The sequence below is a fragment of the Methylobacterium sp. ap11 genome, assembly GCF_900110515.1.
GTDB classification, from domain to species: Bacteria; Pseudomonadota; Alphaproteobacteria; order Rhizobiales; family Beijerinckiaceae; genus Methylobacterium; species Methylobacterium ajmalii.
Map to the genome: position 1 here is coordinate 160828 of NZ_FOEB01000002.1, position 15677 is coordinate 176504.

Genomic DNA, 15677 nt, shown 5'->3' on the forward strand with positions numbered 1-15677 from the left:
GCTTCAGACTCGTGCGGCGCGCTGCCTCGTTCCAGAGGCCCGTCCTCGGGGCGCGTGAGGCGTCGAGGCGGGAGCGGAACGTCCGGAAGCGGCGGGGATTGCGTTGGGCGCCCTTAGCATAGGCGTGCAGATCAGGGGAAGGGCGTGGCCGGGAACCGGGACATGACGGCAGGGCGGACGGGGGCAGATGCGCGCTGGACGCTGGTCACGGGCGCGTCGAGCGGGATCGGCACCGAGTTCGCCCGCGCCTTCGCGGGGGAGGGGCGCCCGCTGGTGCTGAGCGCCCGGCGCACCGAGCGCCTGGAGGCGCTGGCGGGCGAGCTTCCCGTCCCGGCGGTCGTGGTACCGGCCGACCTCGCGGCCCCGGGCGGGGCGGAGGGGCTGGTCGCGGCGATCGAGGCCCGCGGCCTCGTTCTCCACACCCTCGTCAACAATGCGGGCTTCGGCCTGCGCGGCCGCTTCGCCGACCTGCCGGCGCGCGACCAGGCCGAGATGGTGGCGGTCAACGTCGCCGCCCCCACCATCCTGGCGCGCCTGGTGCTGCCCGGCCTGATCGCGCGGGGAAGTGGTGGCATCCTCAACGTCGCCTCGGTGGTGGGCTACCTGCCGGGTCCCAACATGGCGGCCTACTACGCCACCAAGGCCTACCTGCTGAACCTGTCGGAGGCGCTCTACGAGGAGGCACGGCCCCACGGCGTCGTGGTGACGGTGGTCTGCCCCGGCGCCACCGCGACCGAGTTCTCGCGGCGCGCCGATGTCGGCGGGGCGAAGCGCTTCACCGGCAACGTGATGAGCGCCGAGGCGGTGGCCCGCGCGGCGGTCGCCGGCTATCTCGCCGGCCGGGCGGTGGTGATCCCGGGCGCGGCCAACCGGGCGGCGGTGATCGCCGCCCGCCTGATGCCGCGCTGGCTCAGCCGGAAGGTCGCGGCCCGGCTGCAGGGGTGAGCGGGGTTTGCCGATCGGGGCTTGCCGATCGGAACTTGCCAATCGGGACTTGCGGAACGACCCGGATTTCGCCCGGTTCGGGTCATCTTCGGTTCAGTGCCGGGCGCTAGACAGGGGGGAGGGCGCCGTCCGTTCGCCCGGTGATGACGAGTGGCGTCGTGGCGAGCGAACCGGAATCGAACCTGCGGCCCGTCGAGGCGCTGGCCGCGCTGGGGCGCCAGTTCGCGTCGTATCTCGGGGTCAGCCTCGCGGCGCTCGCGGTCCACTATGCCGTGCTCGCCACCCTGGTCGAGACCGGTCGCGCCGACCCGGTGCCGGCGGCGCTCGCCGGCTACCTCGTCGGCGCCGTGGTCTCGTACGGGCTCAATCGGCGCCTGACCTATGCCAGCGACCGGCCCCACGCGGAGGCGACCTGGCGTTTCGGGGTAGTCGCCGCGATCGGCTTCGGGCTGACCTGGCTGATCATGGCCGGGCTCACCCGCGGCTTTGCCCTGCACTACACGGCCGCCCAGGTGGTCGCGACCGGGGTGGTGGTGTTCTGGAACTTCCTCGGCCACCGGCTCTGGACCTTCGCGGACCGGTCGTCCCCGGTCCTGCCGGACGGAGCGCCGCGCGCCGGTTAGAGCATTTTTCGACGAAGTGGATGCCGGTTCGTCGAAGAAAATGCGGCGAAATCAAAACCCTAGAGAGCTTCGCGATTACAACGCCACGGTACACGACACGGGCGTGAAGCTTTTGGGCATTAAGGCTTTCCCACCCGCAACCTCATCCTGAGGTGCGAACGCAGTGAGCCTCGAAGGAGGGCTCCAGAAATCGCAGCGATTTCTGGAGCCCTCCTTCGAGGTCAGTCGATCTTCGATCGCGTGCGATCTCTGATCGCCAACACCTCAGGATGAGGTTGCGAGTGGGAGAGACAATCATCGCGGGTTCACATCGCTATCGTGTACCGTGTTGCAACGCGATCGTGAAGCGCTCTAGGACCGGCCGCGAAGCACGTTGCCTCAACCGCGGCTGTAGACGGTATAGACTCTCGCCCCGGTCTTGTAGCCGAGGGAGTCCTCGATCGGCACCCGGGCGACGTGCATGGCCGACCCGATCCAATCCGCCGCGAGCCGGCTGACCGGCGTCTCGTCTTCGGCGAAGAAGGCCCCGTCGCAGCGATCGAAGAACGGGCGGTGCGGCCCCCGGTAAGGGTCGGGCCGGTCGACCATGCCGTTCATCAGCGCGGCGTTACCGTTCCACCGTTCCACGAGATCGAGCACGATCGAGAGGTGCCGTCGCGCGCCGACATGCATCAGCCCGGAGGCCGCGGCCCGGTACGCATCGATCGCGTCGTTCGTGTTGCGCACGAACTGGATGTGGCCGCCATTGTCGACTTGCGCTTCATAGAACAGCGCGGAGCAGACCCCGATTTCGGGGCATCCCGTCGCGGCAACCGATCGGTTGGTATGGGCTGAAGGAGGCCGGTCGTCCCGGATTCGGGCCGCCTGCGATGCCGATGGACGGGCCCGCCCCAAGGCCTCCGGGAGTAAGAACTCCGGGTGCGGGCCGCGCAATTTCTTGCTAGCCGGGCAGCAGGGTCCCGGAGGCGCCGACGACGGCCACCACGAGTCCGCAGGCCAGGACACCGATCATCGCGTAGGTGATGGTCTTCAGCATCGATGGTCCTCGATTGTCGGGAGTGGACGATGCCCGCCGCCGCGCGCTGACGCGCCCCTGGCGGTGGGCGGCACGCAAAATCAACGGCCGGCGCAGCGAAAGGTTCACTGCACCGCACAAATCCCGGCGGCCCGATTGAAACGGGCACGTCGGATGCAGGCTAGGGGTATACGTGTGGTCGCCCCGGCATGGGACGCCGGTCCCGGTGCTTGCGTTCGTTCCGCCATGCGGGCCGATCACGCAACCGCAACAAAAAAGCGTGGCACCCACCTCCCGACCGGGAGGAGGATGCCACGCTCATGTCCGTCGCTGGCGGGACCGGACGAGCGCCGGCCTCGCGGGTTTCAGGCCGCTTCGCGCGACAGCTTGATCGTCTCGCGCTGGATCAGGTCGCGATAGAACCCGTCGAGGTGGACGAGGCGGTCGGGGGAACCGTCCTGGATCACCTGGCCGCCGTCGAGCACGACGATCCGGTCGAAGTCCTTCAGGGTCGAGAGCCGATGGGCGATGGCGATGGTGGTCCGGCCCTTCATCAGGTTGCCGAGCGCCTCGCGGATCGCCTCCTCCGACTCGGTGTCCAGCGCCGAGGTCGCCTCGTCGAGGAGCAGGATCGGCGAGTTCTTCAGGATGGCGCGGGCCACCGCGATGCGCTGGCGCTGGCCGCCCGAGAGCTTGACGCCGCGGTCGCCCACGATGGTGTCGAAGCCGCCCGGCAGGTCGTTGATGAAGTCGGTGCAGCGGGCGGCTTCGGCGGCGGCCCATACCTCCTCGTCGGTGGCCTCCGGCCGGCCGTAGCGGATGTTCTCGCGCAACGAGCGGTGGAACAGCGAGATGTCCTGCGGCACGACCGTGATCGCCTCGCGCAAGCTCTCCTGCGTGACCCGGCCGATATCCTGGCCGTCGATCAGGATGCGACCGCTCTGCGGGTCGTAGAAGCGCTGGAGCAGGGTGAACAGGGTCGACTTGCCGCCGCCCGAGCGGCCGACGAGGCCGACGCGCTGGCCGGGCTGGATGTCGAGGTCGAAGGCCGAGAACACCTCGCGGCCGTCGGGATAGTTGAACGCGACCTTGTCGAAGGTAATGCGCGCGCCCTCGCCGACGAGGGGCTTGGCCTCCGGGTGATCGCGCAGGTCGTGCGGCTGCAGCAGGGTACGCAGGGCCTCGGACAGGCGGGCGGTGTGCTGGGTGACGTCGACGAGGGCGACCGCGAGGTCGCGGGTCGCCGCCAGGATGGTGATGCCGAGTGTGCAGACCAGCACGACCTGGCCGGCGGTGGCGCTGCCCGCCTGCCACATCTGGATCGCCCAGTAGAGCAGGCCGAGCACCGCCGCGACGGTGATCAGGGCGTGCATGATCCGCAGGCGCTCGAGGTAGAGCAGCGAGCGGCGGCGCGCCTTCATCTCGGTGCCGATGGTCTGGTCGAAGCGGGCGAACTCGCGCTTGTAGGCCGAGAAGGCCCGCACCAGCGGCATGTTGCTGACGAGATCGACCATCTCGCCGTCGACGGAAGCCGCCTTCTCGGCGAAGTCGTGGTGCAGCGGCTTGCCGGCGGCGGCGATGCGGAACATCAGCACCACCACGCCGCCACAGATCACCAGCAGGCCGAGCGCCATCGGGACGCTGACGCTGCCGACGTAGAGGATCGCGCCGAACGCCGCCGCGCAGGGCGGCATCACGTTCCAGACGAACATGTTCTCGGCGGTGAAGATCGCGTTCGAGGTCGCCGTGATGCGGCTGGCGAGGGTGCCGGGCTGCCGGTCGGCGAAGTATGACGGCGAGTGGCCGGTCAGGTGCTGAAAAAGGTCGCGGCGGACGTCGCCCGTCACCTTCACGAAGGTGAAGCTGGCGATCAGGCTCGCCACCCGCCACAGCATGTTGTCGGCGGCGATGAAGCAGATCAGCACGGTCAGGGCCGGCCAGATCAGATGGTTGTTCTCGGGTCCCTTGCCGAGGGCGTCGACGACGCCCTTCAGGCCGTACTGGGTGCTGACCGAGCAGGCCACGGCGCCGAGCACCGCGACCAGGATGGCCGCGTGGGGCACGATGCGGCGCCGCAGGTAGCGGGCCACGAAGGCCCAGGGCCGGTTGGCGTACGCGCAGAGGTCATCCATCGTGGCGATCGATCCCGGTTCTTCGCACGCGTGCGGCCCACGGTCGGGAGAGGAACGGGATGCAAGAACCCCGCCGCACCCTCGTCCCGCTCCCATCGCAAGCCCCACCCGCTTCTCGCAACGCGCAAGCGTCGCCATGTGTTGCAGCCAAAGAGTGTGTTGCAGGCAAAGAGTGTGTTGCAGGCAAACGGTGCCGCGCCGTCGTACTCCGTCGTTCCTGAACGGGAGTTGAGCGGGCGCTGCACCGCACCCGCCGCGCGCCCGTCCGCCCGTTCAATCCTGCCCGTTCAATCCTGGGTGCCCGGTGCCGTCGCCGCGCGGCGGGTCTCGGGCATGATCGCCACCACGAGGACGAGCGCGACGCACGCCACCCCGGCGAGGCCCACGAAGGCGGCGTGCGAGCCGAAATGATCGGCCATGTAGCCCGACAGGGTGGTGCTGGCCGCCGCCCCCAGCCCCATGGCGGTGCCGACGGCGCCGAGCGCCATGTTGAAGCGGCCGGTGCCGCGGGTGCAGTCGGCGACGATCAACGGCACCATCACGCCGAGCACCGCCGCCGAGATCCCGTCGAAGACCTGCACCGCCACCAGCAATTCGGGCGCGTCCGTGTAGGCGAACAGGAGGCCGCGGATCGGCAGCGCGGCAAAGCCCAGGATGAGGAGCGGGCGCCGGCCATAGGCCTGGGCGGCCCGGCCGACCGCCGGGGCGATCAGCGCCATCACCACCTGCGGCGCCATGATGCAGGCGGCGATCAGGATGGTGGCGGTGTGGCTCGCCCGCACCGTGAGCACGCTGCCGACCAGCGGCAGCATCGCCGCGTTGGCGACGAAGAACAGGGTGATGCAGGCGGCAAAGCACAGGAGTGCCCGGTTGGTGAGCAGCAGCTTGAGGCTCGCCCAGCCGCCCGGCGCCGCGCCGCCCTCGGGCGCCTGCGGCCGCACCATGTCGATCTCGCTGGCGCGGACGAACCACAGGGCCGCGAGCGTCGGGATGGCGAGCGCCGCCGTGACGTAGAACACCGCCTCGCTGGACAGGTAGTAGCCGCAGGCGCCCATGCCGGCGGCGGCGAGCGCGTTGCCGATCGAGGAGAAGCGGGCGTTGCGCCCGAGGCGCTCGCCGAGGCCCGCATGGCCGACGAGGCCGAGGCTGATCGCGGCGATGGCCGGGGTGAGCGTGCAGCTCGCGATCGAGTGCGCCGCCATCGAGAGCGCGACGATCAGGAAGGTCGGAAACAGCGCCAGCCCGGCCGCGGAGGCGCCGATGATCGCCACCGAGAGGGCGGCGACGAAGCGCTTGGAGCGCACCCAGTCGACGAAGGCGCCGCCGGGCACCTGCCCGAACAGGCTGAACAGCCCGCCGATGGTGAGCACCAGGCCGATATCGGACTGGGTCCAGCTCTGGGAGGTGAAGTAGACCGCCACGAACGGGCCGAAGCCCGTCTGCAGGTTGGCGACGAAGAACGTGAAGGCGTCGAGGCCGCGGCTGCTGGTCGGCGAGGGCGCCGGCTTCTCGCCGCGCCGGACCGCCGCGCCGGCCCGGAGCGGGTCCTGGCGCGACGCATCCTGCCTCGGGTCCTGGCGGGGGTCCGGTCGCATCTCGGAACGAGGGACCTCCCGGTCACGGTGGGCGAGGGGGCGGCGGTGGGCCTGGCGCGGGCGCGTCATTTGTCCGGGGGGTTACGCGCCGCGGCCTGGTCGGCGTCGGGGGTGGGGGCGGCCGGCGCCGTCGCGGCCGCCGGGGGCGTCGCGGTGCCGGCGGGCGCGGTCGGGGCGGGCGCCGCCGGGCCCGGCACCGGACCGGCCGGGCCGAGCACGACGATCGGGTCGCCGGGCTTGTACTCGGGCGAGACGCGCACCTGGTTGCGGTTGAGCTGCAGCACCGCCCGGCCCGGCTTGTTGTCGGCCGAGAAGTGCAGGGCGCGCCAGTCGACCGCGATCTTGCGCGAGCCGACGCCGAGGAATCCGCCGAAATCGATGATGGCGGCGCGGGGCTTGCCGTCCCGGTCGACGATGATGTCGATGATCCGGCCCATGTCCTCGCCGGCGGCGCTGCGCACCGGCTTGCCGATCACGCTGTCGTAATCCTGGGTGTCGAGGACCGTCGCCGGCGTGCCGGGCGGGATCGCAGGCGCCTGTGCGGCAGGAGCGGCCGGAGCTTGTGCCGCGGGAGCCTGTGCCGCCGGGGCTTGCGGTGCCGGGGCTTGGGGCATCGGCGCCTGGGTCGCGGCCGGCGGGTTCGCGGGCGCGGCCGGTGCCGGGCTCGCGGCGGGGCTCGCGGGGGCTTGCGCCGCCGGAGCGGGAGCCTGGACGGCGGAGGGCTGCGTGGCGGGGGCGGGCGCCGCCGCCGGAGGCTTCACGGCATCCGCGGGGGCCGAGCCCTGCTGCGCGTGGGCCGCTCCGGCGACCGAGAGCACGGCGCAGGCCGTCAGGATCAACCGCAGGGTTCCGTGCAAGCAGGCCTCTCTCAGGGTCATGCGACGCATCCCCCGGGCAACCGCCGCCGAGGCCGGGAGTTCCGGCCGCGCGGATCCCGGCGACGCGCCGGGATGGGGGACGAACGCGGCGAAGGTGTGGGGGCGGGGCGGCAGGGGCAGCCGGGCGGGCGCGTCACCGCCGCGGTCGAGCCGTCGAGCAGACATCGTGGGCCTCCGGGGCGGGCCGCGCGGCCCGCCCGAGCATCGGTCGTCGGGTTGTCGCGGCGGGGTGCGGCCCGCGCCGGGCGAACCGGCGGGCCCGCGCCGCGGAGGCCGCACAGTGCGGCGCACCGGGCGAGGTTGTCCAGGCGGATGCGCACGGTCCCGTACGGATTGCGGGGGAGTGTTGTTCCGCAGGCGGGGCCGGACGGGTCGGGAGATTGCCCAAGGGAGATTGCCCAAGGGAGATTGCCCAACCGTGCGGGTGGCGGCGCCGGAGGGACGACGCTACATCGCGGGCATTGTCCGGAGCCCGCCCGATGCCCGCCTCGCCCCTTCGCCTCGGCGTCAACGTCGATCACGTCGCCACCCTGCGCAACGCCCGCGGCGGCACGATGCCGGATCCGGTGCGGGCGGCGCACGCGGCGATCGCGGCCGGGGCCGACGGCATCACCGCCCACCTGCGCGAGGACCGCCGCCACATCCGCGACGCCGACGTCGAGCGGCTGCGGCGCGAGATCGACCGGCCGCTGAACTTCGAGATGGCGGCGACCGACGAGATGGTGGCCATCGCCCTGCGGCTGCAGCCCCATGCCGCCTGCCTGGTGCCGGAGAAGCGCGAGGAGCGCACCACCGAGGGCGGGCTCGACATCGTCGGCGGCCGCCAGCACCTCGCGCCCGCGATCGCCCGCCTCGTCGAGGCGGGGGTGCGGGTCTCGCTCTTCGTCGAGCCGGAGGTGCACGTGATGGAGGCGGCCCGGGCGCTCGGCGCCCCCGTGGTCGAATTGCACACCGGCACCTATTGCGAGGCGGTGATCGCCGGGGATGCGGGCGCGGTGCGGGCCGAGCTCGCCCGCCTCGCCCGCGCCGCCGAGCACGGCCACGCCCTCGGCCTCGAGATCCATGCCGGGCACGGCCTGACGGTCGACAGCGTCGGCCCGGTCGCCGCCCTGCCGCAGGTGCGCGAGCTCAACATCGGCCACGCGCTGATGGCCGAGGCGATCTTCGACGGGCTGCCGGCGGCGATCCGGGCGATGCGGGCCGCGATGGACGCCGCGCGCGTCGCGAGCGCCGCATGATCGTCGGCATCGGCTCCGACCTCTGCGACATCCGCCGCATCGAGCGTTCGCTCGAGCGCTTCGGCGACCGCTTCACCCACCGGGTCTTCACCGAGGGCGAGCGGGCCCGCAGCGACCGCCGCGCCGCCCGGGCGCCCTCCTACGCGCGGCGCTTCGCCGCCAAGGAGGCCTGCTCCAAGGCGCTCGGTACCGGCATGAGCCACGGCGTGTTCTGGCGCGACATGGAGGTGGTGAACCTGCCGGGCGGCCGCCCGACCCTGCGGCTCACCAACGGCGCCGCCGAGCGCCTCGCCGCCCTGATGCCGCCGGGCCATCGCCCGGTGGTCCACGTGACGCTCACCGACGATCCCCCGCTCGCCCAGGCATTCGTGATCATCGAGGCGCTGCCCGAGGGGCAGATTCCCGCCTGAGCGGCGCGCCGTCGCCGGGGGACGAGGCCGAACGGACCGATTCGCCCACTCTGCCGCGCCGCGTTGCGGGCGGGCAAGCGTTGGTCTAGACCCCCCGCACCGCGCAAAAAGCCGGCCGCGTGCCCTCGGCGGGTGCCCAGGCGTATTCTGCACGGACCGCCGGAGAGACGAGCATGGATCGCGCACGCACGGACCAGGACCTGAAACGCGGCAAGGATGCCGGCCTCTGGGACTCGATCAAGGAGACCGTCAAGGTCGGCGTCCAGGCGCTGCTGATCGCCCTGGTGGTCCGCACCCTGCTGTTCCAGCCGTTCAACATCCCGTCCGGCTCGCTGATCCCGACCCTCCTGATCGGCGACTACCTCTTCGTGTCGAAGTACTCGCTCGGCTACTCGAAGTACTCGCTGCCGCTGAGCGAGTACCTGCCGTTCGAGGCCAAGGGCCGGATCTGGGGCGCGGAGCCCAAGCGCGGCGACATCGTGGTGTTCAAGCTGCCGAAGGACAACGCCACCGACTACATCAAGCGGGTGATCGGCCTGCCGGGCGACCGGATCCAGGTGATCGAGGGCGTGCTCAACATCAACGGCCGGGCGGTCAAGCGCGAGCGCATCGCCGATTACTCGACTACCGACGCCTTCGGCCAGCCGACCCTGGTGCCGCAATACCGCGAGACCCTGCCCAACGGCGTCACCCACGAGATCATCGAGCGCGACGGCGACCGCGGCCTGTGGGACAACACCCAGGTCTACACCGTGCCAGCGAACCACTTCTTCATGATGGGCGACAACCGCGACAACTCGACCGATTCGCGCGATCTCGGCAATGTCGGCTACGTGCCGTACGAGAACCTGATCGGCCGGGCCGAGGTGATCTTCTTCTCGATCGACGAGGGCGCGGCCGCCTGGCAGATCTGGAACTGGCCGTGGACGGTGCGCTGGAACCGCCTGTTCAAGCCGATCCACTGACGGGAGCCCGAGCGTGAGCGACGCCGAGCCCGCGGAGCGGGCCGACACCCAGCCCGACGCCGCCCTCCCGGTTTCCGGCACCGCGGGGCCGGGCGAGGCCCCGCCGCGGCGCAAGCGCGGGATGCGGCGGCGGCCCGACCTCGCGGTGCTCGAGGAGCGCATCGGCCATCGCTTCGCCGACCGCGACCTGCTGATCCGGGCGCTGACCCATGTCAGCGCGACCAACGGCAAGAACAGCTACCAGCGCCTCGAATTCCTCGGCGACCGGGTGCTCGGGCTCGCGGTGGCCGACGGGCTCTACAATGCGCTGCCCGGCGCCGACGAGGGCGACCTGTCGCGCCGCCTGTCGAGCCTGGTGCGGCGCGAGAGCTGCGCCATCGTCGCCACTGCCTGGGAGGTCGGGCCGCACCTGAACCTCGGCGGCGGCGAGGTCCATGGCGGCGGCCGGCGCAACGCCGCGATCCTCGCCGACGTCTGCGAGGCGATCCTGGGGGCGATCTTCCTCGATGCCGGCTACGGCGCCGCCAAGGCGGTGATCGACCGGGCCTTCGAGGCCGACCGCCAGACCGAGGGGACCCGCAGCCGCGACCCAAAATCGGCGCTCCAGGAATGGGCGCAGGCGCAGGGCTGGCCGACCCCGACCTACGTGGTGGTGGAACGGTCCGGGCCCGACCACGCGCCGCAATTTCACATCGAGGCCCGGGTCACCGGGACCGCGCCCGGCCTCGGCATCGGCGGCTCCAAGCGGCTGGCCGAGCAGACGGCCGCGCGCGCGCTCCTGCTGCGCGAGGGGCTGTGGACCGGGGACGAGCCCGGGGAGCAACCAGAATGATCGACGACGACACCACACCCGACACCGACGATTCCGGACTGCCGGAGACCGCCGCCCCCGACACCGCGCCGCCCGAAGCGGCGGCGCCCCAACCCGCACAGCCCCAACCCGCACAGCCCAAAGACACCCGGGCGGGCTTCGTCGCCCTGATCGGCGTGCCGAATGCCGGCAAGTCGACCCTGCTCAACAGCCTCGTCGGCACCAAGGTGTCGATCGTGTCGCGCAAGGTGCAGACCACCCGGGCGCTGGTGCGCGGCATCGCCATGGAGGGCAACGCGCAGATCGTCCTCGTCGACACCCCCGGCATCTTCGCGCCCAAGCGCCGCCTCGACCGGGCGATGGTGACCTCGGCCTGGAGCGGCGCGGCCGACGCCGACGCGGTCTGCCTGCTGATCGACGCGCGGAAAGGCGTGGACGAGGAGGTCGAGGCGATCCTCACCCGGATGCCGGACCTGAAGCGCCCGAAATACCTGGTGCTCAACAAGATCGACCTGATGGCCCGCGAGCGCCTGCTGGCGCTCGCCGCCGCACTCAACGAGCGGGTGAAGTTCGAGCGCATCTTCATGATCTCGGCGCTCACCGGCGACGGGGTCGACGACCTGCGCCGCGAGCTGGCCGGCCGGATGCCGCCGAGCCCCTGGCTCTACCCGGAGGACCAGGTCTCCGACGCGCCGCTGCGGATGCTCGCCGCCGAGATCACCCGGGAAAAGATCTACGACCGGCTGCACGAGGAACTGCCCTATTCCTCGACCGTCGAGACCGACCAGTGGCAGGTCCGGCCCGACGGTTCGGTGCGGATCGAGCAGACGATCTTCGTCGAGCGCGAGAGCCAGCGCTCGATCGTTCTCGGCAAGGGCGGGCAGACCATCAAGGCCATCGGCCAGGCGGCGCGGATCGACATCGCGGAGGCGGCCGAGACCAAGGTCCACCTCTTCCTGTTCGTGAAGGTGCGGGAGAACTGGGCCGACGACCCGGAGCGCTACCGCGAGATGGGCCTGGAATTCCCCCGCGGCTGACGTGACCGACCCGATCGCCCGGCCGGGCGTCTACGGCCATCCGCCCGCCGAGCTCGCCGCCGTCCCGGACGGCGCGGTGCAGCTCTCCCCCCTGGTCCCCGGAGGCGAGTCCCTCGAGGACCTCGCCCCCGGCGCCCTCGACAGCCTGACCGTGCTGGCCCCGCCCGGCACCCTCGAGCGGCGCTACACCCTGGCGTTGGCGCTGCGCGCCCTCGCCCCCGGCGGGGCGCTGACCGTGCTCGCCCCGAAGGACAAGGGCGGCTCGCGGCTCGCCCGTGAGCTCTCGGGCTTCGGCTGCCGCCTCGACGAGAGCGCCAAGAGCCATCACCGGATCGTCCGCACGGTCCGGCCCGACGCGCCGTCCGGGCTCGACGCCGCGATCGCCGAGGGCGCACCGCGGCGCGACGACGGCCTCGGGCTGTGGACGCAGCCGGGCATCTTCTCGTGGAACCGGATCGATCCCGGCACCGCCCTGCTGATCGAGACCCTGCCCGCCCTGTCGGGGCGCGGCGCCGATCTCGGCTGCGGCCTCGGCATCCTCGCCCACGCCGTGCTGGCCTCGCCCAAGGTGACTGCGCTCGCCCTCGTCGACAACGACCGCCGGGCGGTCGAAGCGTCCCGGCGCAACGTCGACGAGCCGCGCGTGACGGTGACCTGGGCCGATGCCCGCGCTACGGATGCGGTGCCGGAGCGCCTCGACTTCGTGGTGATGAACCCGCCCTTCCACGACGGCGGCGCCGAGGACCGGGCGCTCGGCCAGGCCTTCATCCGCCGCGCCGCCGCGGCCTTGCGGCCGGGCGGCACGCTGTGGCTCACCGCCAACACCCACCTGCCCTACGAGGCGACGCTGGGCGAGGTGTTTCGCGAGGTGACGCAGCGCGCCGCCGCACAGGGCTACAAGATCCACGAGGCGCGCAAATGAGCCGCACGCGATGAGCGGGAAGGCCAAGGTCCCGTCGGCCCGGCTCGACCGGCTGCTCGCCAATCTCGGCTACGGCTCGCGCCGCGAGATCCAGATGCTGGCCCGGGCCGGCACGATCGTGCTCGACGGCGCGCCCCTGCTGGACGCCGACCGGCGCATCGCCCTCGATCCCGACCTGCCGGCCCGTCTCACCGTCCAGACCAGGCCCCTCGACCCGCTCCCCGGGGTGGCGCTGATGCTGCACAAGCCGCTCGGCGTCACCTGCTCGCACAAGGAGGCCGGCCCCCTCGTCTACGGCCTGCTGCCGCCGCGCTGGCGCCGCCGCGAGCCGCCGCTCTCCACCGTCGGCCGCCTCGACAAGGAGACCTCCGGCCTGCTGCTGCTGACCGACGATGGCGCGCTCCTGCACCGGATCATCTCGCCCAAGGCCAGCGTCTCGAAGCGCTACCAGGTGACCCTGGACCACCCCCTGCGCGGCGACGAGGGCGCGATCTTCTCCTCCGGCACCCTGATGCTGGATGGCGAGGAGAAGCCGCTCCTGCCGGTCGATCTTGAGGTCCACGGGCCCACGAGCGCCGCCGTGATCCTGACGGAGGGGCGCTACCACCAGGTCCGGCGGATGTTCGCGGCGGTCGGCAACCACGTGACGGCGCTGCACCGCGACCGGGTGGGGGCGCTGGACCTGCCGGCGGACCTGGAGCCCGGTCAGTACCGGGTGATGGGGGAGGGGGACGTGGCGCGGGTGTTCGGGCAGGCCCCCTCAAATTCCTAGGGTCAAGTCTCTGCGCCCATCGAGAACGGCAACGATCTGGATGGCCGCGACGGGCGCGTCGTCCGTGTCGGGCACGATCTCGTAGAGGATGAGGTAGGGCGGCTCCACGAGGACCCGCGCCCCGGGCCGGATGTCCGGCCGTCTCGGTCCCATCTTGGGATGCTCCCGCAACTGTTCGGCCCGCTCCTCCAGGCGATCGTAGACGCGCTCGGCCGCGTTCTGGTTGTGCAGGCCGATCGTCAGGTAGATGTCGAGAAGAGCGTCGCGCGCCGATCTCGACCATGTGACCCTAACGCTCACGATCGTTGTGCGACGCGGCAAGCCGCTGGCGCGCCTCCTGCCTCAGGGCCTTGAAGTCGACCTCACCAGCCGATCCGCTGGCCTTGCCGGCATCCCAGGCCTGCTGCAGCCGATCGAGATCCTGGGCACGCAACTGCCGCCGGTCCGACCACAGGCGCACAGCATCGCGGACCGCCTCGCTCGTCGATGCATATTCCCCTGCCTCGACGGCGGCGCGGATCTGCGACGCCATCGGCTCGGGAAAGACGACTGTCATGCGCTCGATCTGCGCCATGGCACCCTCCATCCGCCACGTCTGCGTGGGTATGAACATAGCATACTTGTTCATACCCGGTCAGCCGCCCTCACCCCAGGGTCGTCAGGTCCTGGAACCAGTGCTGCGCCTGGGTGTACCCCTTCACCTTCCCCGAGAGCGCGTGCGGGTTGGTGTCGTGCACGACCCAGACCTGCACCGCGTCGTCCACCACGATCTCGTGGATGCGCGCCAGCATCTTGTCCTGCTCGGCCGGGTCGAAGCTCGCCCGCACCGCGTCGCAGAGCCGATCCACCTCCGGGTTGCGGTAGTGGCTCCAGTTCACGCCGATCGGGGCGACCTGCTTCGAATCGTAGAAGCGCAGGATGGCGTAGAGCGGGTCGGAGGTGACGTACGCGATGTTGCTGCCGGTGACGCCCTTCAGCGACGGGTCGGCGGCGCCCTGGCGCCAGGCGGTGTAGGCGACCTCGAGCTCCACCGCCCGGAACTCGACCGCGATCCCGACCTCGGCCCAGCTCTGCTGCACGAACTCGTTGATCGGCAGCGACAGCATCTGGCCCGAGCCGCCGGTCGGGATGAGGAAGGTGGTGCGCAGCGGGTTCTGGGGCGAGTAGCCGGCTTCCCGCACCAGCTTGCGGGCCTGGTCGACGTCGTACTGGATCTGGAAGCCCGGCTTGCCGAACCACGGGCTCGAGGGCTGCACCTGGCCGACGGCCGGGGTGGCGAGCCCGCCCATCAGCGCCGCCACCCCGTCGCGGTCGATGGCGAGGTTGGCGGCCTTGCGCAGGCGCAGGTCGCGCCACGGGCTGCCCTCCAGCATCGACAGGTGGTAGTTCCAGACATGCGGCGTGTCGTTGCCGGTCACCCGCATGCCCGCACCCTTGAGGCGCGGCACCGCGTCGGGGGCGGGCAGCTCGATCAGGTCGGCATTGCCGGAGAGCAGGGCGTTCGCCCGCGCCAGGTCCTCGGGAATGCAGGCCAGCGTCAGCTTGGCGAGCCGCGGCATCCGCTTGGCGTTCCAGTGGGTCTCGTTCGGGACGAGGTCGAGCCGCACCCGCGGGACCAAGGCGGACAGCCGATAGGGGCCGGTGCCCGAGGGCTGGAACGCGAACTTGGTCCAGTCGCGGCCGACCGCCTCGTACTGCGCCGGCGACGAGATCAGGAACCACAGCATCTGGTAGGGAAACAGCGCGTCGACCGCCTTGGTGGTGACCTGCACCGTCATCGGGTCGAGCTTCTTATAGGAGGCGACCGAGGGCAGGCGCGGGCGCACCTGCGAGGCCTGGCGCTGGTCGTAGTGGGGCGCCTTGGCGTCCAGCACCTTGTCGAAGTTCCAGATCACCGCGTCGGCGTCGAACCCTGAGCCGTCGTGGAACTTGACCCCTCGCGCAGGCGGAAGATCCAGTTGCGGCGATCCGCGGCGTCGCTCTCCCACGCGGTGGCGAGCCCCGGCACCAGCTTGCCCGGCCGGTCGGCGACGTCGAGCTCCCAGGCGACCAGGGGATCGTACAGGGTGAGCCCGGTGAACTGGTAGCCGCCGGCACCCCGGTCCGGCTGGCCGGTGGTGAGCGGCAGGTCGAACAGCGAGATGCCGTAGGTGAGGTGGCCCGACGGCGCCCCCGCCGGGCCGGCGGGGGCCGCCCCTTGCGCGAGGACGGTGCCGGTGGGCCCGAGCGCCGCGAGGGCGGAGGCTCCGGCGAGCCACTGGCGGCGCGAGAGGGAGGCGTGACGCATCGATGAACCCCGGCAGGCGCGCGGCCGGGTCCGGCCGCGTTACGCGC

Annotated in this window: 15 protein-coding genes and 1 pseudogene; 9 read left to right on the top strand and 7 right to left on the bottom strand. The window is 71.7% G+C overall.

Annotation, left to right across the window (positions count from 1 at the left end; translation table 11 throughout):
- Positions 1 to 162 precede the first annotated feature (162 nt).
- Both BMX97_RS03230 and BMX97_RS03235 read left to right on the top strand, forming a co-directional pair.
- A complete protein-coding gene (locus BMX97_RS03230) occupies positions 163 to 945 on the top strand; it encodes an SDR family NAD(P)-dependent oxidoreductase (RefSeq protein ID WP_091745376.1) in 783 nt (260 codons plus the stop codon).
- Between the two features lie 158 nt (positions 946 to 1103).
- Positions 1104 to 1568 carry a GtrA family protein gene (locus BMX97_RS03235; RefSeq protein WP_244538256.1) on the top strand — a complete coding sequence of 155 codons (465 nt, stop codon included), beginning with the start codon at positions 1104 to 1106 and terminating at the stop codon, positions 1566 to 1568.
- Positions 1569 to 1946: 378 nt separating this feature from the next.
- On the opposite strand, the gene BMX97_RS31920 is transcribed toward BMX97_RS03235, so the two are convergent.
- The 4 genes from BMX97_RS31920 to BMX97_RS03255 all read right to left on the bottom strand — a co-directional run bounded on the left by BMX97_RS31920 (position 1947) and on the right by BMX97_RS03255 (position 7188).
- On the bottom strand, positions 1947 to 2462 hold the full coding sequence (locus BMX97_RS31920; protein WP_177202110.1) for a DMP19 family protein: 516 nt from the start codon (positions 2460 to 2462) through the stop codon (positions 1947 to 1949).
- Between the two features lie 486 nt (positions 2463 to 2948).
- The gene (locus BMX97_RS03245) at positions 2949 to 4715 is read right to left on the bottom strand and encodes an ABC transporter ATP-binding protein (protein WP_091745382.1); all 1767 of its coding nucleotides are present in this window, start codon (positions 4713 to 4715) and stop codon (positions 2949 to 2951) included.
- A gap of 287 nt (positions 4716 to 5002) precedes the next feature.
- Positions 5003 to 6379: an MFS transporter gene (locus BMX97_RS03250; RefSeq protein ID WP_091745384.1), complete on the bottom strand. Its 1377-nt coding sequence runs from the start codon at positions 6377 to 6379 to the stop codon at positions 5003 to 5005.
- Entirely contained in the window at positions 6376 to 7188 is an 813-nt protein-coding gene (locus BMX97_RS03255; protein ID WP_091745386.1) for a PRC-barrel domain-containing protein, read from the bottom strand. Before BMX97_RS03255 ends, BMX97_RS03250 begins: the two co-directional genes overlap by 4 nt.
- Before the next feature lie 479 nt (positions 7189 to 7667).
- Between BMX97_RS03255 and BMX97_RS03260 the strand changes: the two genes are divergently transcribed.
- From BMX97_RS03260 to BMX97_RS03290, 7 genes are all read left to right on the top strand, one after another.
- Entirely contained in the window at positions 7668 to 8426 is a 759-nt protein-coding gene (locus BMX97_RS03260; RefSeq protein ID WP_060847233.1) for a pyridoxine 5'-phosphate synthase, read from the top strand.
- Positions 8423 to 8836 carry a holo-ACP synthase gene (acpS, locus tag BMX97_RS03265; protein WP_091745388.1) on the top strand — a complete coding sequence of 138 codons (414 nt, stop codon included), beginning with the start codon at positions 8423 to 8425 and terminating at the stop codon, positions 8834 to 8836. The genes BMX97_RS03260 and acpS overlap by 4 nt, the downstream gene beginning before the upstream one ends.
- Positions 8837 to 9009: 173 nt before the next feature.
- Positions 9010 to 9801 carry a signal peptidase I gene (lepB, locus tag BMX97_RS03270; RefSeq protein WP_060847231.1) on the top strand — a complete coding sequence of 264 codons (792 nt, stop codon included), beginning with the start codon at positions 9010 to 9012 and terminating at the stop codon, positions 9799 to 9801.
- 121 nt (positions 9802 to 9922) lie between these two features.
- Complete coding sequence (gene rnc / locus BMX97_RS03275) at positions 9923 to 10633, top strand: ribonuclease III (RefSeq protein ID WP_091745858.1); 711 nt, start codon at positions 9923 to 9925, stop codon at positions 10631 to 10633.
- Positions 10630 to 11649 (top strand): GTPase Era, encoded by a 1020-nt coding sequence (era, locus tag BMX97_RS03280; RefSeq protein WP_091745390.1) that lies wholly within the window; start codon positions 10630 to 10632, stop codon positions 11647 to 11649. Before rnc ends, era begins: the two co-directional genes overlap by 4 nt.
- 1 nt (position 11650) lies before the next feature.
- Entirely contained in the window at positions 11651 to 12571 is a 921-nt protein-coding gene (locus BMX97_RS03285) for a class I SAM-dependent methyltransferase (RefSeq protein WP_091745393.1), read from the top strand.
- A gap of 10 nt (positions 12572 to 12581) precedes the next feature.
- Positions 12582 to 13343: a pseudouridine synthase gene (locus tag BMX97_RS03290; protein WP_091745396.1), complete on the top strand. Its 762-nt coding sequence runs from the start codon at positions 12582 to 12584 to the stop codon at positions 13341 to 13343.
- Here the strand turns inward: BMX97_RS03290 and BMX97_RS03295 are convergent.
- From BMX97_RS03295 to BMX97_RS03305, 3 genes and pseudogenes are all read right to left on the bottom strand, one after another.
- Entirely contained in the window at positions 13332 to 13643 is a 312-nt protein-coding gene (locus BMX97_RS03295) for a type II toxin-antitoxin system RelE/ParE family toxin (protein WP_091745398.1), read from the bottom strand. The genes BMX97_RS03290 and BMX97_RS03295 overlap by 12 nt on opposite strands.
- Positions 13633 to 13917: a ribbon-helix-helix domain-containing protein gene (locus tag BMX97_RS03300; RefSeq protein ID WP_091745860.1), complete on the bottom strand. Its 285-nt coding sequence runs from the start codon at positions 13915 to 13917 to the stop codon at positions 13633 to 13635. The genes BMX97_RS03295 and BMX97_RS03300 overlap by 11 nt, the downstream gene beginning before the upstream one ends.
- A gap of 70 nt (positions 13918 to 13987) precedes the next feature.
- Positions 13988 to 15630, bottom strand: a pseudogene (locus tag BMX97_RS03305) (ABC transporter substrate-binding protein).
- Positions 15631 to 15677: the final 47 nt, after the last annotated feature.